Here is a 20,397-nt window from a genome sequence, read left to right as displayed (position 1 = left end):
TTTTCGAGCCAATATCATTACCTAAAATGGAATTTCAACTTTACAATAACAAGCAATTCTGAAGAAATTATGCAGACGCATTACAATCTGCACCATTTCTTCATGATTTTGCATTACAATTTAAGTAAAGATTATATATGGAGGGCCCTCTATGATTGATATACTGCTCGTAGACGATGAACCGAGAATGCTTGAATTATTAACGCTTTATCTTACTCCAATTGGATATAACTGCATATGTGCACGATCCGGAGAAGAAGCGATTTCACATATAGAAAATCAAAACTTTAAATTTATTTTACTCGATATTATGATGCCAAAGATGGACGGATGGGAAACGTGCAAAAAAATCCGTTCATTTAGTAACGTTCCTATTATTATGGTTACCGCTCGTGATCAAACCATCGATGTCGTCCAAGGATTAAAACTCGGAGCGGATGATTACGTAACGAAACCTTTCCATGAAGAAGAGCTTTTCGCAAGAATTGAAGCTGTTTTAAGGCGAACAAATCAACACGCGCAAATCCAATATGACGGCATTTTATGGGATGAGGCAAAGCATTTCGTTTCTGTATATAATGAAGAACTTCTTCTCACTCCAATCGAATTCTCTTTACTTGGATTATTTTTACGTCATGTGAACTACGTATTGAGCCGCGATCAGCTCATTGAACGAATTTGGGGATTAAATACAAATACAGAAGATCGAACAGTCGATTCACATATTCGTAATTTGCGTGATAAATTACGAAAAGTAAATTTCCCTATTGATAATCATTTAAAAACTGTGTACGGAATCGGATATCGATGGGTTGATACTTTAGATTAAGGAGCAAAGCAATGAAGCGAATTTCTATTCAGCTCGGATTTTATTTTTTAATTGTTACACTTTTAATTGAAAGTGTTCTATTTGTTTTGCTTTATTATAGCCTTGTCAACAATAGAGTAAATGAAGAAATGACAGCTTTATTAAAGCGCGGAAATAGTCACAGAGATGTCCTTGAAAAGTATTTTGATAAGCAAACAATCTCCCATGTTGCGCTAATGGAATCCGAAGCCGAAACGACTGTTGTTATTACAAATGCAAATAAGGAAGTACTAGCTAAATCCAATGAAATAAATACTACTATAAAAAAGCATATTGAAAAGATGCAAACACGGACAGATCATGACGGAGCAATTATAGAAAATCATTGGAAAACATCTAATTATATATGTACAGTTAGTCCTATCATAGTAGCTGGAAAACATGAAGGGTATGTGTATATGTTTCTTGGGACAGAATCCATTGAAAAGTTGGTAAATGGATTAACGAAACAATTCATTATTGCTGGTGCCATCACATTTCTACTCACAGTCATTACCATTTTTCTTTTATCTCGGTTATTAACAAAACCATTGTTACACATGAAACATGCCACTGAAAAAATGAGTAAAGGCGATTTATCCGTTTCGTTAACGACTACTCGAAATGATGAAATTGGTGAACTAGCCTCATCAATTCAAACGCTTGCTAATGATTTACACTATATGAAAACAGAGCGAAGTGAATTTCTAGCAAGTGTTGCTCATGAATTACGAACACCTTTAACATACGTAAGAGGTTACGCAGACATTGCTTTAAAAGAAACCACATCTCCCAAGCAACGTTTACGATATTTATCTATTATAAAAGATGAGTCTGATTACATTACAAACTTAGTTCAAGATTTGTTTTCACTGGCACAAATGGAACAACATAACTTTTCTATTCAAGTAAAGGAAGTATATTTACACACCTTCCTGACTCGCATAGCCGAAAAAGTAAATGCCATATATAAAGAAAAAAACATTAGAGTTTCTTTCTCTTGTCCTCCTACACTGCTAGTGAACCTAGATGAACAACGCTTCGAACAAGTTGTGGTGAACATTTTAAATAACGCTTATAGACATTCAAAAGAGTATTCTCTTATCCACATTGCTGTTACTGAAGAACATAAAAGTATTTCCATTACAATTGAAGATGAAGGTGAAGGTATTCCGCTTGAAGACCTCCCTCACATTTTCGACCGCTTTTATCGAGTTGATAAAGCGAGATCACGAGCTACAGGCGGAACTGGTTTAGGATTATCTATCGTGAAAGAAATTGTAGAATTACACGGTGGAACTATTACTGTAACGAGCGAAGTCGATCACGGATCTTGCTTTATCATTTCATTACCATCTGTAAAGAAACACGACTACCATCAGTAGTCGTGTTTCTTTATCATTTTACTGTATAATATAAATTTACAAATTGCCCAAAACGTTTCGTATCCGTTAAAGTTAAATGAATTTCGGGATTCTTATCTTGAAATAACGGAACTCCAGAACCTAATATATGAGGTGTAATCGTAACAACATATTCATCAATTAAATTATTCTTAAAGAACTCCCTCAGTAGACTCCCTCCACCGACCATCCATATTTTAGATCCTTCTTGCTCTTTCAACCTTTTTGTAAACTCCACTACATCTTCACTTACAAACTCCACGTATTCATTTGAACCTTTTTCTGAGTTAGAGAAAACATAACATTTTTTATCTACATACGGGAATGTTTCCATATGCTCTACTACATAATCGTACGTTCTTTTTCCCATGATTATCGTATCAATTGTTTCATACATTTCTGTATAACCGTTATCTCCCTCTCCTTCTGTTTCCATTAACCACTGTAAATCATCATCTTCTTTGGCAATATATCCATCTAAGCTCGCCGCAATAAATAAAACAATTTCACGTGACATCTCTTTTCCTCCTTGCATCTCATCTTGATAATATATGATGTAAACAATATACTAACAATAAAACATGACAATTTATGTCATGTTAAAAAGAAAAAGGTGATACATTTGTCAAAAGCTAAACGCTTATTAGATATTCTTATATTTGCTTCTGCAAAAAAGACATTTACAGCGCAAGAAATAGCTGATGAATTTAATATTTCCGTTCGTACGGTTCATAGATATATTTTAGACTTGAGTGATATGGGATTACCCATTTACGCAGAACAAGGTCGTAACGGCGGCTATAAAGTATTAACGAATAGAGTCATTCCACCTATTTTATTTACGGAAGAAGAAGCAGTCTCCATCTTTTTTGCATTTCAATCTTTAAGCTACTACCGAGACTTACCTTTTAATACAGAAATCGATTCCGTTACACACAAACTGTACAGCTCTCTACAACATGATGCGAAAGCGAAAGTTGATAAAATACGCTCTTATATTGCTTTCTGGAATCCGAAGAGAACAATTGATACACCTCTTTTAAATGAAGTGTTAACCGCGGCTATTGAAAATAAAAATTTACACTTTCAATACGAATCTAAATCGGGGGTAAAAACAAAACATGTTCATCCTATCGGTGTATATGCTCATGACGGGCTATGGTACTTACCATCCTACGACTTCAGTAGAAAAAAAGTATTACTGTATCGCGTTGATCGTATTCTTTCTATATTATCAAAAGAAGAAAGTGAAAGTACGTTCATGAATTTAGAAGAATGGTTTGACTCTAGCTCTAACGTCATAAACATTCCTACTCAGTTACATGTTTTATTAACGACAGAAGGTGTGCGCCAATGTAAAAGCGTGCCTTACCTTGAAGAATTCGTTGTAGTAAATGAGGACGGGACAGGATATATACATTCAACAATTGATAAAGGAGAAATCAATTTTATTACGCCTTTATTTTATAGGCTTGGAAAAGATGCGCAAGTGTTAGAACCGATAGAATTGATAGATGGTTTACGTATACGTGCGAAAGAAATTTTACATATGTATGGAGACGAAAAAAGCTGCAAAATATAAGCAGCCTTTTTCGTCCATTTGTTTCTATTATTTTGACTGTTGACGAATATCAAACCACCAACGATGTTTCGCATTCATATTTTCAGTGTCGCCATTCCCTCTGTAATGGAAAGCATCTAAAAAGATTGAATTTAGTTTATCCTCATCTACAAAATAACCTAAGTTAACCTTCACCGTTTGTCCTGGTCGGATACTGCCAATATTATAAAAGCTTTTTCCGTCTCCGTGAGGTTCCAAGTAATCAACTTCACCCGTCATAATACGCGTTGCGTCCATTCCCTCTTCTTTAGCGTAGTTCCATGCATTCCCTTCAAATTTAAGCTGTTTTATAGATGGATGCATATAGATTTCTTCTGTCGACTTTTTACCAATATTTTTCACTGTTGTTGTTAAATAGACAAATTTAACATTAACTAATTTCGAATCTACTAATGTATCAATTGAATCTTTACCATTCCCTAATTTATATTCATCTCGTCTGTACGATAGTAATTTTCCCGTCTGATCTAAAGCCTTATTCTTGCTTAATATCTCTAGGCCAAGTTCATTAAAGTTCTCTTGTTTAAAATCTTTGATTGAATCAAAGACTTCAACTTTTTCTATCACATATTCAATTTGGCTGTTATCCATAGATATCGTTACTGGCACCTTTTGTCCTATATGAAATAGTCGTTTACTATCTTTTTTCAATGGAATCACCTTATTTTCTTTCGGTTCAGCTGCTTTGGTAAAGCGATTTTCATCATAATCTGCTATATATGATGCCTTTTCTTTTGACGTAGGCTCAAGTGAAATACTCCCTAACACATCTATCATTTGTTCTTCGTTTACATCGGATCCAATATAACTTTCTAACATAATCCCTTCTTTCTCAAAAAAGAGAAAGACCTTTCTGTCAAACATTACGTTGTTCTTTCCAGTTTCTTTATGAACAATTACTGCTTTCCTACCATTTATCTCTTTTTCTTCATAACTTTTTGAATATAAAGTTTGAAAATCCGCATTTTCTCCCACTCTCGAAAGAGCGAATGAAAATCCACCCATTGCGTCGTTATCTTTAAATGAATATTTCATAGCAGAATCATCAATTGCTTCCATATTTTCTGGCAATTTACCTATTTTCAACCTATACCACTTATCACTCTTTTTTGAGTCCTTGTTTGTTACCGAAACATTTACTTCGTAATTTTGTTTTTGGACAATCATATTGTAGACTTTTACTGCACCAAAAACTGTTGTCGGCATACCAATTAATAAGCAAGCAGCAGCGATTAACATACGATGTTTTTTACGCTTTTTCTGAGGTTGTCCATCTTTCAGCTTCATTTCCTCCATAAACTGTTTCTTTTTGCGCGTATATGTATGTGAAAATTCATGTTGTTCTTCGAGTTTATCGAAATCATCTAAAGCAATTTTTTCAGCAAGTTCATATATTTCTTTGGAGTTCTTTGAATTCGTCATGTTGTATACCTCCTATCATATTTTGGACTCGTTTTCGAGCGCGTTCAAACTGCTTGCGGACATTGGCCTCCGTTATCCCCATGACACTTGAAATTTCTTGATACGTTAAGTTATAGAAGACTTTGTACTTAAACACCTGTCTGTTAGATTCATTTAACTCTTTTAGCAATGTATCAATTTGAACCTCGGACATTACACGTTTTTCCCACTTTTCAATATTTTCATCTACTGTTTCTGTTGATTCTCTTTCATATTCTTCTAAAAATGTTTCATGTCGTCTATTTTTCCGGTAGCTATCAATCGCCTTGTTTTTCGCAACCCTCAAAATGTATCGTTTAAGCTCTTCAGTACTCAAGCTATGGAGCTTTTCCAAGTTCTTATAAAGAGTAATAAACGTCTCTTGAACCGAATCTTCGGCCTGCTGAATATTATTTAAAATAGAATACGCTACATAATAAACTTTTTGTTCATACAACTCATATAGCTCTTCCATCTTTTCATAATCGTTGTTTGTAACTTTCATATAATTCCTCCTCTCACTCTATATAACGAATGAGCGCTAAACTTTGTGACACTGTAAAATCTTTTTATAGATAAAATTTAATAATAGAATAAACAAAAGCCCAATTTCTCTATTTTAACTGAGAAATTGGGCTTTTTAATATTAGAATTTTCCTGACTGTATCTCTAAGAAAAATTCTTTTACACCTTTTCAATATGTAGTATTTGCTCTATCGCTTCTTTTAATAAATGCTTTGTCTCTTCAAAGTTATGATTCTGTTTTTCTCCCGATTGTACCATATAAAACTCAGCAAACGAGCGCTCTTTATATCTTGGTACGACATGCATATGATAGTGCGTAAGTTCATTAAAAATTCCACCATTTTGGCAAACTGTAATTCCATCTGGTTTATATACTGCCTTAATCGCTTTTGCAATAATCTTAAAAACATCCATAATGGATTTCGCTACAACGTCATCTAATTCGTCCACTTCTACAACATGTTGTTTTGGCACAATTAAAGTATGTCCTGTATAGAAAGGTTCATGATCTAGAAAGCATGTTACATAGTCATCTTCATATATTTTATATATAATTTCTTCTTCGTTGGCTAATTTACACCCTAAACATTCCATCATATTTCCCCCTTTATTAAAAACATAAAAACGTGAGAGCCGTATTCTCACGTTTTTATGTTTTATTTTATTAGTTCAATTGTTTCCGTAACCTTTATACTATCTTTTACAGATTGAACAATCGTGCAATTTTTCACTGCCAGTTGCAGTGCCTTATCCAACTGCTCTTCTGTAATGTTTTGTGCTTTAATTTTATAGTGCAAATGAACACTTTCAACTGGTTTTGATAAAGCTTCACTTCTACCAATTTCCGTTTCAATTGTAAACGTATCGTATGTAATACGTTTCTTTTCTAAAATTGTTCGAAAGACAATTGCACTGCATCCTGCGATAGAAGAAACGAGTAATTGTAAAGGTGAATACCCGTTTTCTTTTCCAATCGCTAATTGACCATACGATAAATCTGCCTCAATATCATCTTGTTTGATGGTTAGTTTCATTTGTTGTCTCCACCTTCATCGGTTTCTGCCGTTTCTTATTTATATAATAATATATGTAGCAGAAAATGATAAATGGAATACCACAATATAACGCCATTCTTTGTTCTGGAATAAACGCTAAACTAATAACAACGATACTATTTGTAATTAAAGCTAAAATGGGAACAATTGGATATAATGGTGTTTTATATTTTAAGTCCTCTAACTTTCCTCCGCCTTTTATATACTGACTTCTAAAGCGAAGTTGCGATAAAGCAATAATGATCCAACTTGAAACAGCTGATAAACCAGCTATAGATAATAAGTACATGTATACTGTATCTTCTGCAAGGAAGCTTGTTAATAAAGATAAAGCAGCTACAGCAATTGTTACAACTAGTGCTGTAATTGGAATACCACGCTTATTTACTTTCTGGAAAGATGCTGGTGCCATTCCTTCATTTGCAAGTGACCATAGTATACGCGTCGCTGCATATAATCCAGAGTTCGCTACAGATAATAACGCAGTAATAATAACGAAGTTCATAATATCAGCTGCGTATGGAATACCGATCTTATCAAATACGACTACGAATGGACTTTCAATTACGCCTGCTTCCTTCCAAGAAATTAATCCTACTAAAATCGTCATTGTTAAAATGAAGAATAACATGATGCGCCATACTGTATTACGGATTGCACGTGGAATTGTTTTTTCTGGATTTTCACTTTCTCCCGCTGCAATTCCGATTAACTCTGTTCCTTGGAACGAGAAATTAACTGTAATCATTGTAAGTAATACGGCAGCTAGTCCATTCGGGAATAATCCACCATCGCTTACAAAGTTAGAGAAAAGAGGTGCTGCTTCTTTTCCGTCATATGATATAAACCCTAATAATGCACTACCACCAAGAACAACAAATGCAAGAATTGTAACTACTTTAATACTAGAGAACCAAAACTCTAATTCAGCATAACTCTTCGCTGAGATAGCGTTTGAAGCATATAAAATAACGCCGAATACAAGGCACCATACCCAAACATCAACATTCGGAAACCATCTTTTCATCATTAAACCGATTGACGTTAATTCTAGTCCTACTGTTACTGCCCAGCCAAGCCAATATAGCCAGCCGATCATAAATCCCGTTCCTGGTCCAATAAACTTCGTCGCATACTTTTGGAAAGAACCTGAAACTGGCATTGCTACCGTTAACTCTCCCAGACAAAGCATTGTTAAATACATAATAAATCCGCCTACTAAATAGGAAAGGATGGCTCCCCCTGGTCCAGCCTGATTAATGGTGTAACCTGAACCTAAGAAAAAACCAGTTCCGATTACACCACCTAGTGCGATCATAAATAAATGTCTACTCTTCATCGTACGATGTAATTTCTCATTCGTTTGTTGCTGCATCTAAATCCTCCCCCTACCAATACCCCTATATCTTGTTAAAATTTTCTGATAATAAAAATATACACGAAAGCGATTACATTTTCTATATAAAATTAAAACTTTTCTGATAAAATAATATAAAAAATCGAATTATTGCAAGATTTAGATTCTATTTAGAGGAAAATAAGGAGAAACAAGGAAAAACCCTTACATATATTGTAAGAGTTAACGAAGTTCTAACCTTCTCGATAAAATTGATAAACTATAGTTTACAATAAAGTACATACAAGCTACTACTATAAACGTTGGAATCATATAATTTACATTTTGTCCGCTAATAATTTGAGCATTATGCATAAGCTCCGGTAGTGATATAACGACTGCTAGTGCTGTATCTTTCAGCAATGAAATAAACTGACTGACAAGTGGCGGGACCATTCTTCTTAATGCTTGTGGTAAAATAATGTGCCAAAGTGCTTGCACATACGTTAATCCTGAAGATCTTGCAGCCTCAATCTGTCCTTTTTCAATAGATAATAGGCCACTTCGAACAATTTCAGATATCATTGCTGATTCAAATATTGTTAAAGCAACAATTGTAGCCGTTATAATTTCTAATTTCAAGCCTGCTTCTGGAAGTGCAAAATACGTGAAAAATATAATTAAAAGTAGTGGTAAGTTTCGAATTACTTCAACGATAACTCCTAATATTTGTGAGACGATAGGGATTTTCATGTAGCGCAATATCCCTATTACACTACCGATAATAAAGCTAAGTATAATCGCTACGAGCGCTACCTCTAACGTTATAAGTAATCCTTTTAATAAAAACAGAATATGATCACCTGTTATTGCTCCCTTAAAATCCATTTACACCGCCTCCTTTGCTAAGCGTTTTTCTAAATAACGCACTAGCATACTGAGCGGAATTGTTAATATTAAATAAAACATCCCGACAAATATATAAACGTCGAACGTAACAAACGTCTTCGTTGAAATTAAATCTCCTTGATACATTAAATCCATACCAGCGATAATTCCGAGTATGGAAGAGTTTTTTACTAAATTGAGAAATTGATTTCCTAGAGGAGGGATTACAATTTTCATCGCCTGGGGTAAAACGACATAGTACATTGCTTGCGTATACGTCAGTCCTGAAGAACGCGCTGCTTCCATTTGCCCTTTCGCAACTGATAAAATACCAGCTCGAATAACTTCCGCAATAAACGCTGCAGTATATATGGTAAGCGTAACTGTTCCTGCTACAAGACCATTTAAAGTAATTCCTATTACAGGTAAAGCGAAATAGAATATAAATGCAATTAATACGAGCGGAATATTCCTTACAAATTCTACAATAGCAGCTCCTAACCAATTTAAAATGCGAATCGGTGCAATACGCATTACCGCCAATACTACCCCTAAAATAAAACTGCCTATTAATGCGATTACACTAGACAACACTGTATATTTAAAACCCTCTAAATACATATCAATGTTATTCGTTAATATAGAAAAATCAGGCACATATTCTCCCCTCTTTCTTTACAAGAAGAGGATGAGTACTCTCATCCTCTCACTTTTACTATTTATCACTTTACTTCTCTGGTTTTTGCCCAATCCATTTCTCATATAATTTGTCATACTCTCCGCTTGCTTTCATGTCTTTAATTAAGCTATTAATCTCTTTCGTTAAATCATCTGCACCTTTTTGCACTGCAATTCCGTACGGCTCATCCGTAAAAATTTTCCCGACAACTTCATAATTTGAATCTTGTTTTGCCATGCCGTAAAGAATTGCATTATCTGTCGTTAAAACATCACCTTTTCCTGCTTTTAACGCTGTAAATGCCTCACTGTAATTTTCAAATTCTAATACAGTCGCTTCTGGTGATTTTTGACGAATGTTATTTGTCGATGTTGAACCTTTTACTGCTAACACTTTTACGCCCTTTTTCACATCATCAATACTTTTAATATTGCTCCCTTTTTTCACGAGTAACGATTGCCCTGCTTTAAAATATACATCTGAAAAATCGACTTCTTTTTTACGTTCTTCTGTAATTGTCATTGTTGCAATAATCGCATCAATGTCACCGTTTTTCAGTAGTGGAATACGCGTTTTAGATGTTACCTCTTTCAACTCTAGTTTCTTTTCATCCCCAAGAATCTTTTTCGCAAGCGCCTTTGCAACATCAACATCAAATCCTTCTACCTGCCCTGTCGAAGGATTTTTCAATCCAAATAAGTTCGTATCATTCTTCACCCCAACTACTAACTTCCCGCGCTTCTTAATTTGCTCAACGGCTCCGCCTTGCTTCGTATTGGTTTCTTTCGCCTCATCTTTTTTACTTCCGCATCCAGCAACGACAAGTACGAATAAACATGAAAATACAATTAAGGTAAACAACTTTTTCATTTTAAGCATAAAATTCCTCCTTTAATGGTTTAACACTCGGCTTAAAAATAGACGCGCTCTTTCTTGTTCAGGGCTCGCAAAAAATTGCGCCGGTGTTGTATCCTCAATGATTTTGCCATCATCCATAAATAAAATCCGATCGGCTACCTCCCGCGCGAATCCCATCTCATGCGTGACAACAACCATCGTCATCCCTTCTTTAGCTAGCGTTTTCATAACATCAAGTACTTCCCCGATCATCTCCGGATCAAGAGCAGACGTAGGCTCATCGAATAGCATAATTTCCGGCTGCATCGCAAGCCCTCTAGCAATAGCCACCCGTTGCTGTTGTCCTCCGGATAATTGATGTGGATACACGTTAGCCTTCTCTGGAATTCCTACTTTCTCTAAATAAAACATCGCTGTTTGTTCTGCTTCCTCTTTTGAAATTTTATTTACTTTAATAGGTGCTAATGTAATATTTTGAAGAACTGTTTTATGTGGATATAAATAAAAATGTTGAAAGACCATTCCGATATTTCGGCGTAATTCATTCATATCTGTTTTCGCATTGTGTACCTCCGTATTTTGTACAATTAACTCTCCATCTGTAATTGACTCTAACTGGTTTATACACCGAAGTAATGTACTTTTTCCTGATCCAGAAGGCCCAACAACTACTACCACTTCACCTTTTTTCACTTGCACATTAATATCTTTTAAAACTTGAAAGTTACCATAATATTTATTTACATTACGAAACTCTATCACCATACTCACCCCTTCCCCTAACAAAGCATGTACATTCTTTTTATATTCAAAAATAGGCAAAAAAATAACTTCCAGCCTCATTTTGTCCATAAAAAAAGCAAAGGAATTTCCCCTTTGCTTTTTCATTTCTATTCCATTACGATACTTCTTCTTTCTTATCTTTTCCATATTCATGCTCCCAGAAATCAGCATTTTTAATTCCTAATGGCCCTGGATCGAATACTGGATCTTTTCCTTCTTTTTTCTGCTTTTCATAATCCTTTAATGCAACTAATGCAGGTTTTTGTAATAGTAAAATCGCAATGATATTTACCCATGCCATAATTCCTACACCGATATCGCCTAAAGCCCAAGCCGTTGCTGCTGTTTTGATACAACCGTAGAATACAGCTCCTAAAAATACAAACTTTAGTACCATAGACAGCCAAGGGCGGTCTTTATCACGATTTAAGTACGCGATATTCGTTTCTGCAATGTAGTAATACGCCATAATTGTTGTAAATGCAAAGAATAGTAACGAGATTGCAACGAAACCGTTTCCAAATCCAGGGAAAACAGATTCTACCGCTGCCTGTGTATATCCCGGCCCTGGCTGAGCACCATTTAATTTATTTACGATAAAGTTTTTTCCGCTTGCATCAAATACGTTATACATGCCTGTAATAATCATCATAAATGCTGTTGCTGAACAAACAAATAATGTATCAATGTAAACGGAAAATGCTTGCACTAAACCTTGCTTAGCTGGATGTGATACTTCAGCTGCTGCCGCTGCATGTGGCCCTGTTCCTTGCCCTGCTTCATTAGAGTAAATACCTCGTTTTACTCCCCAAGAAATTGCTAAACCGATAATACCACCAAATGCTGCTTCTAATGCAAAAGCGCTTCTTATAATTAACATAAATGCTTCTGGCAATTTTTCAATATTCATAGCGACAATAACACAAGCTACTAAAATATACCCAACAGCCATAAACGGTACGACAACTTGCGCTACGTTAACAATTCTCTTTACTCCACCGAAGATGATAAGAGCTAATACAACAACTAATAAAGCCCCTGATAGAGTAGTATTAATTCCAAAAGCTGTCTCTAAACTTACAGCAATACTATTTGCTTGCACACCCGGTAATAAAAGCCCCGTTGCAAGAATTGTCGCTGCAACAAATACTAGAGCATACCATTTCACACCTAAACCTTTTTCAATGTAATAAGCAGGTCCACCGCGAAACTGTCCCTGATGCTTTGTCTTATAGATTTGTGCTAATGTAGATTCTACATAAGCTGATCCTGCTCCTAAAAAGGCTACTGCCCACATCCAAAATACAGCTCCTGGTCCGCCGAAGGCAACCGCCGTTGCTACCCCAGCTATATTCCCTGTTCCAACGCGTCCAGATAACGAAAGCGCTAACGCTTGGAATGAAGAAACACCCGCCTCTGATTTTTCTCCTTTAAATGTCAGCTTCACCATTTCTCCTACATGCCTTACTTGTAAAAACCTCGTTCGAATTGAAAAATATAAACCTGCTCCTAAACATAAATAAACAAGTGCTGGACTCCAAACAATATTATTTAACCAATTTACGAAAGCTTCCAATATTCCCCCTCCTTTTTATCAAGAATATTCAGAATATATAAAAATTATAAATGTATACCGAATCTATGACAATATTATTTTAATAAAATAAACATATTTTTGTATAAAAAAACAAAGTATATATTTGTTTTATATACTTTGTTTTGAACAGAATGTATTATATATTCACAATTGCTTCTTTTTTTATAATTCTTTCGTATAGCTCTTCTGATAACTTTCGGAAATTATCTGGCATATCTTTCCCTTTAAATTTCTTTTGGATCGTGCCATATAAACCTATATCGCGTAAACGTAAAAATAACGGCAACGATTCATACCAACTATCCGCTAGCTTATGTTCATATTCGTATCCTTTTCTTAACACTTGTAATTGTTTACGAGCAAAATCGGTCTTCTCTTCCGCTGTCCACGGTGTAAATAGAACAGAGTAATAAAGAACCATCGCTAAATCGTGTATAAAGTAATTATAAGCCGCATCATCAAAATCAAAGATTGTTAGCTCTTTACCATCATAATGAAAATTTCCTGGATGAATATCCCCATGCATAAGGCCGAACGTTTCTCTTTCAATTGGAAGAGCTTTTATCTCATCCATTAATACCGCAGCGATCTTTTTCACTTGATCATCTTCTAATTCATTAACAATCCCACTCTCATCTTCTTCCCACGTATCACGGTAGTCTGTTTTAGAATAATCCATTGTAAGGCGATGCAGTTGTCCAATCGCTTTTCCCCATGCTTCAAAGTAAGCGTCTCCCCAATAAGGCGATTCCGCTCCTTTTACTTGCTCACCTTTTGCATATGTAAATAAAGAAGCGAAAAAGAAAGTTTCATCCTCTGCTCTGATTTCTTCTACAAGATTTTGAGATGCTGAATAAAGGGGTCCTGCTACCTTTGCCCCATTCTCCGCAACATATCGTAAAAAATCTAGTTCAGCTTCGACTTCTTTTTTAGAACGATGAGAAGAGTGGGTTAAACGCAATACGTAATCTTCGCCACGATCACCCTTTGCCTTAAAAATATAATTTTCAAAATCTCCAAGTGGCTTTTCTTCCACTGTTACATGAAATGTCTTTGCTGCTCTTGCTAAAATTTCTTTTGTAAAAACTCGTTCTACTGCTATTTCCATATGTATCCCTCCTATATATCTTCTTAATTCGACACAAATGTGAGAAGTACTGCTATGAAATTGAATAATGTGTGGACAATCATAGCCGATAAAATAGAATTTGTTTTCTCATATAACCAAGCAAATACTACTCCACTTAAAAAGTTTACTGGTAATGTGTTATATGTTGGAATATGAACAACAGTAAATATTATGGAACTTATAAGTATACCGCCCCACATACCATACCTATCACGAAAAAATGTATAAAAAACACCTCGATATAAAATTTCTTCATAAATCGGTGATATAATCGCTGCTCCAATTACCGCGATACAAAACGAATATATTGATTTATCATTTTGGACCGTCTCCGTTTTACTATTTTCAAAAGAAATCCCCATTTTCTCCATTATCACTAATACAGCAATACTAACTACAATTAAGGCAATCAATGCTATAACTGTCCAGAAAAAATCTTTCCATGAAAGCTTTCGAATTCCAATATCTTTCCAAGACAGTTGATATCTTTTTATACAAAAAAGATAAACTACAGTAGTAAATATCACTGCCATTATAAATCCCATTAATACTCCAGCATATAATGAGTTCCCTATTATTTTTAAAGCATATTCATAAAAAAGAGCTTCAACTGTTACTGGGACAATAAGAAATACGAAAACTAATAAATATAAAATTTCTTTCCATCCCCACATACTTTTCAAAATCATATACTCCATCCCTCCACTCCGTGTTTCTTTAAGTATAGAAGGTGACGTAACGTAACTTTCAAGTTTATTTTTTTCAAATAACCCAAGCATAAATTTCTCACAAAAAGCAAAAATTAACAGGAGTAACTTTATTCTAATAGAGGTGGAAATTATGACTGAACAGGAAAATTCAAAACAAGATAATAGTAAAAAGTATATGTTTCCATCACTTTCAGAAAACATTAATTATATCGAAAATAAGTTCTGTCATTCAGACGATATAAAAAAATTAGATCTCCCTTTTCAAAACGGAAAAGGAACAATCCTATATATCGAATCTTTAGCAGACCCAAATCTAATTCATCAATTAGCCCTTGAGCCTTTATTGACGCGGTCAGATTTAGCTTTAGATAAAGCTTTTTCTACATTAAATATGAAAAAGGAAACGAATTTAAATTATGGCGTGCAGCTCTTATTACAAGGTAAATCCTTATATTTTCATGAACACGTCGACAGTTTTTGTATTTTCGAAACAGCTTTATCTTTAAAGAGAGATATAGCAGAGCCTGATAATGAAGGGATTGTGCGCGGTCCACATACTGGTTTTGTAGAGGATCTAGCAACTAATTTAACCTCTATTCGTAAACTCATTAAGAGTCCAAATTTAGTTGTTAAGTATTTTACAATCGGTGAAGAAATGCACACGAAAGTGGCAATTGCTTATATGCAAAATATAGCGAATGACGATTTAATTACAGAAGTGAAAAGAAGATTAGAAACGATTAAAACGGATGCACTTATGCCTCCAGGATATATACAAGAATTTATAGAGGATACGTCTTTCTCACCATTTCCGCAGCAATTAAATACAGAGCGTCCAGATAGAGTCGCAGCAAATTTAATGGAAGGACGAGTTGCTATTTTATCTGACGGTGATCCAACAGCACTTATCGTTCCTGTTACGTTATTTGCTTTCTATCAATCACCAGATGATTACAATAACCGCTGGATTGTCGGTTCTTTCGTCCGAATGATTCGCTTAGTCAGTTTTTTGATTGCTTTTCTCTTACCAGCTATATATATCGCAACCGTAGCCTTTCATCCTGATGTATTGCCGCTTGAACTTGTGTATACAATTAAAGCTTCATTAGAGAAAGTACCGCTCCCTCCTATTTTTGAAGCTCTCTTGATGGAATTGATTTTCGAATTATTACGGGAAGCTGGTATTCGTTTACCAAGCCGAGTTGGCCAAACAATCGGTATTGTAGGTGGTTTAGTAATTGGTGATGCAATTGTAAAAGCTGGACTCGTTTCTTACACAATGATTATCGTTGTAGCTTTAACTGCAATCTCATCTTTTCTCGTTCCATCAAACGATATGAGTTCAGCAGTTCGAATTCTTCGTTTTCCATTAATGATTCTTGCTGCCATATTCGGATATTTAGGAATATCATTCGGTCTCATTATAACTTTCGTTCACCTATGTCAGCTTCATTCTTTTCATACACCATATCTTTCTCCTGTTGCACCAATGCGGATTAAAGATATGAAAGATTCTTTTGTAAGACTACCAATTTGGTCATTTTGGGAACGACCACATGATCCAAAACCGAAAAAAATGCAACGCCAACACGTAACGAGAGAGGATGAGAATGGTGACAAACACGCAAAGTAAAATTTCACTTGTTCAATTTACCTTTTTCGTTATTCAATGCCAAATCGGAGTGGGGATACTTTCTCTACCTAACCGTCTTCACCCGATAGCAAAAGGTGGTGGATGGATTTCTGCACTCATCGCCGGGCTTGCGATTCAACTTATTATTTTACTTATGTGGTTTTTATTAAGAAGATTTCCCGATGCAACTATGTATGACATTTCTTCTATAATGTTTGGTAATAAATTCGGAAAACTATTAGGTTTTTTATATGTTCTTTATTTTACGCTTATCGGTATGACAGTTATGTTAAATGCTTGTAATGTCATTAAAGTATGGGTTTTACAAGCAACTCCATGGTCTGCAATTCTCATACTATGTACAATAGCTTGCTGTTATATAGCTTATAACACGTTTAAAGTCATCGTACGATTTTATGTCATGGCCTCTATTCTTATTATTCCAATGGCTCTTTTAATTGCCCTAGGACTCACGCGAGCTGATTTTTCTTATATTTTTCCTATTACAGAAGCCGGATGGTGGAATATTATTCAAGCATCCAAGGAAACAATTACAGCTATGTATGGTTTTGAAATTATTCTTATCGCTTTCCCAAAAGTAAATGGGAATCCTGTGGCACGACTAAAAGCAATTTCTATCGCGAATGGATTTGTAACTCTTTTTTATACTTTTACTGTTTGGATTTGCTTTATCGTATTTAGTCCGAAACAAGTTGAGCTTATTCCTGAACCAGTTGCTTACTTATTACGCTCTTTACACATCGGAATTATAGACCGGACTGATTTACTCTTCATACCAATTTGGATGATAACTGTTGCTGCTTCTATCGCTAGTTATTATTGTGCTGCTTCTATCGGAATCGGACATATATTCAACCTTACTAATCATAAAAAGGCTGTTCCAATCGTTGGTATTATTGCTTTTAGTGTAGCCTTGTTTATAGATACACCGGAAGAATTAAAAGTAATCTCAACTTTCACTGATAAGTTCACCTATATTTTCATAGTTGTCCTCCCTCTTTTATTTCTACTTTATTCTGTGATACGAAATAAGAAAGGAGAACAGTATGTTCAAAAGAAAAGCTAAATTACTTTCTATATTATGTGCTAGTTCCCTCCTTTCTGGCTGTTGGGATCAAGAACCATTAAGAGAAGCAAGGTTAGCTTATAGTATTGGATCTGATATTACGGAAGAGAATAAACTCCAGCAAACAATTGAGCTCGTAAAAAGTTCAAGCGGCGAGCAATCTTCATTTGAGAATGAAATACATTCAGCAACGGGGCATAACATAAGGGATACAAGCGATGCTCTAAAAAAAAATGTGACTGGAAATATTCGCTATTTCAAATATGGTGTTCAATTACTAGGAACCAAAATTCTAAAAAAAGGTATATTACCTTATTTAGATGTCAGCTTTCGGGACCCAACAAACCCAACTGCTTTAGTAAAACTTATTGCAGTAGATGGTGAAACATCCGAGATACTAGAAAAAAAGAAAGTAGGAAATTTACTAATTGGAGATTTTCTAAAGAAAAAAGTGAAAAGCTTAGAAGATATGAGTGTATTTCCAAAAGAAACTTTGGAGACAGCCGCTACAAAAATGTTAGACCCCGGTAAAGACTTTACCCTCCCTTCTATAAAAATAAAAGGAAAAGAAGTTATTACAGACGGGTTGGCTTTATTTAATAAAGACAAATTAACTGGGCATTTACCTTTGAAACAATCTGTTTTATTCGTTTTATTAACTGGAAAAATGGGAACAAGCGCACGTATAACTCAAAAACTTACTAGTGATGAATCGAAGAAGACATCCGATTATTTAACAATGGAAATTAGCAATAGAAAACTAAAACGAGACTTAAAAATAACAACAGATAAAAAAGGAAATGTTTATGCTCACATTAAGCTTCAATTAAAAGTTATAGCCCTTGAAGCTCCGAGAGATAATCTTTACAAAATGGATGAAAGAAAAAAACTAAATAAGGAACTATCCAAACAGCTCACGAAAGAAGCGAAAAAAATAACGAAAAATTTACAAAAGGCAAATTGTGATGCTTTCGGAATTGGTAGACATCTTATCGCTTATCATCCTGACCTATGGAAGAAAAAAAATTGGAATAAAGATTATGCAAAAGTAAAATTTAAGCCTGAGGTAGAAGTAAGCATTTTGTATAGTGGTGTCTTAAAATAAAAGGTTGTATGCCACGCAGGCATACAACCTTTTATTTCGTATATCGATATACAATTGATTCATATGGTCTTAAGTCAAGGTTTGTAATATCCTTGCTGGAATCTTTATAATTCGACAGTAATACTTCTTGTTTCATTCCATCTAATTGAACGTGCGCTGGAACAGAGTACGTTATTTCCTCTCCATAGAAGTTATTTATAACAAGTAGCACTTCACTTTCTGTAGTACGAGTATATGCCCAAATTTTAGGATCATTTTCATCCAAAATAGCATATTCTCCTTCTGCAATTACATCATACGTTTTTCGAAGTTCGATTAACTTTTTATAATGATAAAATACAGACTCTTTATCTTCTAGTGCCTTCTCTACATTTATTTCTTTAAAGTTTTCAGCCACCGAAATCCAAGGTGTACTTGTTGTAAAGCCACTGTTCATATTTTCATTCCACTGCATTGGAGTACGGGAGTTGTCACGAGATTTTTGTTTTAAAATCCCGATAATCTCTTCTTTTGATAATCCTTCTTCCAGCTTTATATCGTATATATTTAACGATTCTACATCGCGATATTGCTCAATAGACTCGAATTTAGGATTCGTCATGCCGATTTCTTCACCTTGATAAATATAAGGTGTGCCCTGCAACATATGCATGGCTGTCGCTAACATTTTCGCAGATTCATTTCGATACTCTTTATCATCACCAAAGCGTGACACAATACGAGGCTGGTCATGATTACACCAGAATAACGCATTCCATCCCCCGCCCTTTTGCATTTCAATTTGCCAATTAGACATAATCTCTTTTAATTTAATAAAATCAAAATCAGCCTTCGTCCACTTATCACCATTCGGATAATCAACTTTTAAATGATGGAAACTAAACGTCATACTTAATTCATTACGCTCAGGGTTTGAATATTTAATACAATTATCAATTGTCGTAGATGACATTTCTCCAACTGTAATTACATCTTTCCCTTCAAAAACATTTCGGTTCATTTCTTGTAAATATTCATGCACACGCGGGCCATCTGTATAATATTTACGTCCATCGCTTGTCGCTGTACTTCCGTCATCATTTAAGAATTGTTGATCTTTTGAAATTAAATTAATAACATCTAATCGGAATCCAGTTACCCCTTTATCAAGCCAAAAGCGCATCATATCATATATTTCTTCACGAAGTTTTTCATTTTCCCAGTTTAAATCCGCTTGTGTTTCATCAAATAGATGTAAATAATATTGCTCTGTCTTCTCATCATATTTCCAAGCAGATCCACCAAACTTAGATTGCCAATTATTTTTTTCATCACGCCAAATGTAATAATTTCGATATGGACTATTTTTATCTTCCTTCGCTTCCTTAAACCACTTATGCTCCGTCGAACTATGATTTACAACGATATCAAGCATAATTTCAATATTACGTGCTTTCGCCTCCTCTAAAAGCTCTTCAAACTCTTCCATCGTTCCGTAAGATGGATCAATACGGTAGTAATCACTTACATCGTATCCATTATCATTTTGTGGTGATTGGTATATCGGTGTTAACCAAATATAATCTACTCCGAGTTCTTTTAAATAATCTAGTTTCTCTGTAACCCCTTTTATATCACCGGTTTCTTTATTGTAATAGCTATTAAAGCTCTTCGGATAAATTTGATAAACTACACTTTTATGCCAATCCTTCATGTTTAACT

At 34.8% G+C, this 20,397-nt stretch carries 20 protein-coding genes; 6 read left to right on the top strand and 14 right to left on the bottom strand.

The window, feature by feature from the left end; all coding sequences use genetic code 11:
* The first annotated feature begins 151 nt into the window (after positions 1 to 151).
* The gene (locus tag MR079_RS16075; RefSeq protein ID WP_242294283.1) at positions 152 to 829 is read left to right on the top strand and encodes a response regulator transcription factor; all 678 of its coding nucleotides are present in this window, start codon (positions 152 to 154) and stop codon (positions 827 to 829) included.
* 11 nt (positions 830 to 840) lie between these two features.
* Complete coding sequence (locus tag MR079_RS16070) at positions 841 to 2,232, top strand: sensor histidine kinase (RefSeq protein WP_242294282.1); 1,392 nt, start codon at positions 841 to 843, stop codon at positions 2,230 to 2,232.
* Between the two features lie 13 nt (positions 2,233 to 2,245).
* Here MR079_RS16070 and MR079_RS16065 read toward each other — a convergent pair whose 3' ends face one another.
* Positions 2,246 to 2,767 carry a dihydrofolate reductase family protein gene (locus MR079_RS16065; protein WP_242294281.1) on the bottom strand — a complete coding sequence of 174 codons (522 nt, stop codon included), beginning with the start codon at positions 2,765 to 2,767 and terminating at the stop codon, positions 2,246 to 2,248.
* 105 nt (positions 2,768 to 2,872) lie between these two features.
* On the opposite strand from MR079_RS16065, the gene MR079_RS16060 reads away from it, so the two are divergent.
* Positions 2,873 to 3,832 (top strand): helix-turn-helix transcriptional regulator, encoded by a 960-nt coding sequence (locus tag MR079_RS16060; RefSeq protein WP_277933094.1) that lies wholly within the window; start codon positions 2,873 to 2,875, stop codon positions 3,830 to 3,832.
* Between the two features lie 27 nt (positions 3,833 to 3,859).
* Here MR079_RS16060 and MR079_RS16055 read toward each other — a convergent pair whose 3' ends face one another.
* The 12 genes from MR079_RS16055 to MR079_RS16000 form a co-directional block, all read right to left on the bottom strand.
* A complete protein-coding gene (locus MR079_RS16055; RefSeq protein WP_242294279.1) occupies positions 3,860 to 5,293 on the bottom strand; it encodes a DUF4367 domain-containing protein in 1,434 nt (477 codons plus the stop codon).
* Entirely contained in the window at positions 5,259 to 5,816 is a 558-nt protein-coding gene (locus MR079_RS16050; RefSeq protein WP_242294278.1) for an RNA polymerase sigma factor, read from the bottom strand. The genes MR079_RS16055 and MR079_RS16050 overlap by 35 nt, the downstream gene beginning before the upstream one ends.
* A gap of 179 nt (positions 5,817 to 5,995) precedes the next feature.
* Entirely contained in the window at positions 5,996 to 6,481 is a 486-nt protein-coding gene (locus MR079_RS16045) for an HIT family protein (protein ID WP_396022962.1), read from the bottom strand.
* Positions 6,482 to 6,492: 11 nt separating this feature from the next.
* A complete protein-coding gene (locus MR079_RS16040) occupies positions 6,493 to 6,870 on the bottom strand; it encodes an OsmC family protein (protein WP_000778865.1) in 378 nt (125 codons plus the stop codon).
* Positions 6,845 to 8,266, bottom strand: a complete 1,422-nt coding sequence (locus MR079_RS16035) for an amino acid permease (protein WP_242294276.1) — start codon at positions 8,264 to 8,266, stop codon at positions 6,845 to 6,847. Before MR079_RS16035 ends, MR079_RS16040 begins: the two co-directional genes overlap by 26 nt.
* Before the next feature lie 204 nt (positions 8,267 to 8,470).
* Positions 8,471 to 9,115, bottom strand: coding sequence for an amino acid ABC transporter permease (locus tag MR079_RS16030; protein ID WP_242294275.1), 645 nt, complete (start codon positions 9,113 to 9,115; stop codon positions 8,471 to 8,473).
* Entirely contained in the window at positions 9,116 to 9,772 is a 657-nt protein-coding gene (locus MR079_RS16025; protein WP_242294274.1) for an amino acid ABC transporter permease, read from the bottom strand.
* A 70-nt stretch (positions 9,773 to 9,842) separates the two neighbouring features.
* Positions 9,843 to 10,673 (bottom strand): glutamine ABC transporter substrate-binding protein GlnH, encoded by an 831-nt coding sequence (glnH, locus tag MR079_RS16020; protein ID WP_000916487.1) that lies wholly within the window; start codon positions 10,671 to 10,673, stop codon positions 9,843 to 9,845.
* Between the two features lie 12 nt (positions 10,674 to 10,685).
* Positions 10,686 to 11,414, bottom strand: coding sequence for an amino acid ABC transporter ATP-binding protein (locus tag MR079_RS16015; RefSeq protein ID WP_167496996.1), 729 nt, complete (start codon positions 11,412 to 11,414; stop codon positions 10,686 to 10,688).
* A gap of 136 nt (positions 11,415 to 11,550) precedes the next feature.
* Positions 11,551 to 13,011, bottom strand: a complete 1,461-nt coding sequence (locus tag MR079_RS16010) for an alanine/glycine:cation symporter family protein (RefSeq protein WP_000387151.1) — start codon at positions 13,009 to 13,011, stop codon at positions 11,551 to 11,553.
* A gap of 157 nt (positions 13,012 to 13,168) precedes the next feature.
* The gene (locus MR079_RS16005) at positions 13,169 to 14,140 is read right to left on the bottom strand and encodes a phosphotransferase enzyme family protein (RefSeq protein ID WP_242294273.1); all 972 of its coding nucleotides are present in this window, start codon (positions 14,138 to 14,140) and stop codon (positions 13,169 to 13,171) included.
* Positions 14,141 to 14,163: 23 nt separating this feature from the next.
* Positions 14,164 to 14,850, bottom strand: coding sequence for a CPBP family intramembrane glutamic endopeptidase (locus tag MR079_RS16000; RefSeq protein ID WP_242294272.1), 687 nt, complete (start codon positions 14,848 to 14,850; stop codon positions 14,164 to 14,166).
* Between the two features lie 151 nt (positions 14,851 to 15,001).
* Here MR079_RS16000 and gerKA point away from each other — a divergent pair, with 151 nt between their 5' ends.
* Genes gerKA through gerKC form a run of 3 tightly spaced genes read left to right on the top strand, consistent with a single transcriptional unit; the run spans position 15,002 to position 18,696 of the window.
* The gene (gerKA, locus tag MR079_RS15995) at positions 15,002 to 16,504 is read left to right on the top strand and encodes a spore germination protein GerKA (RefSeq protein ID WP_242294271.1); all 1,503 of its coding nucleotides are present in this window, start codon (positions 15,002 to 15,004) and stop codon (positions 16,502 to 16,504) included.
* A complete protein-coding gene (locus MR079_RS15990; RefSeq protein WP_242294270.1) occupies positions 16,485 to 17,591 on the top strand; it encodes a GerAB/ArcD/ProY family transporter in 1,107 nt (368 codons plus the stop codon). Before gerKA ends, MR079_RS15990 begins: the two co-directional genes overlap by 20 nt.
* On the top strand, positions 17,572 to 18,696 hold the full coding sequence (gene gerKC, locus MR079_RS15985; protein WP_242294269.1) for a spore germination protein GerKC: 1,125 nt from the start codon (positions 17,572 to 17,574) through the stop codon (positions 18,694 to 18,696). The genes MR079_RS15990 and gerKC overlap by 20 nt, the downstream gene beginning before the upstream one ends.
* 31 nt (positions 18,697 to 18,727) lie before the next feature.
* Here the strand turns inward: gerKC and treC are convergent, their stop codons facing one another.
* Positions 18,728 to 20,389 (bottom strand): alpha,alpha-phosphotrehalase, encoded by a 1,662-nt coding sequence (treC, locus tag MR079_RS15980; RefSeq protein ID WP_139869384.1) that lies wholly within the window; start codon positions 20,387 to 20,389, stop codon positions 18,728 to 18,730.
* Positions 20,390 to 20,397: the final 8 nt, after the last annotated feature.

The organism is Bacillus cereus group sp. BfR-BA-01381, assembly GCF_022663555.1.
Classification (GTDB): domain Bacteria; phylum Bacillota; class Bacilli; order Bacillales; family Bacillaceae_G; genus Bacillus_A; species Bacillus_A pacificus.
This window is presented reverse-complemented; position numbering and strand designations above follow the sequence as displayed.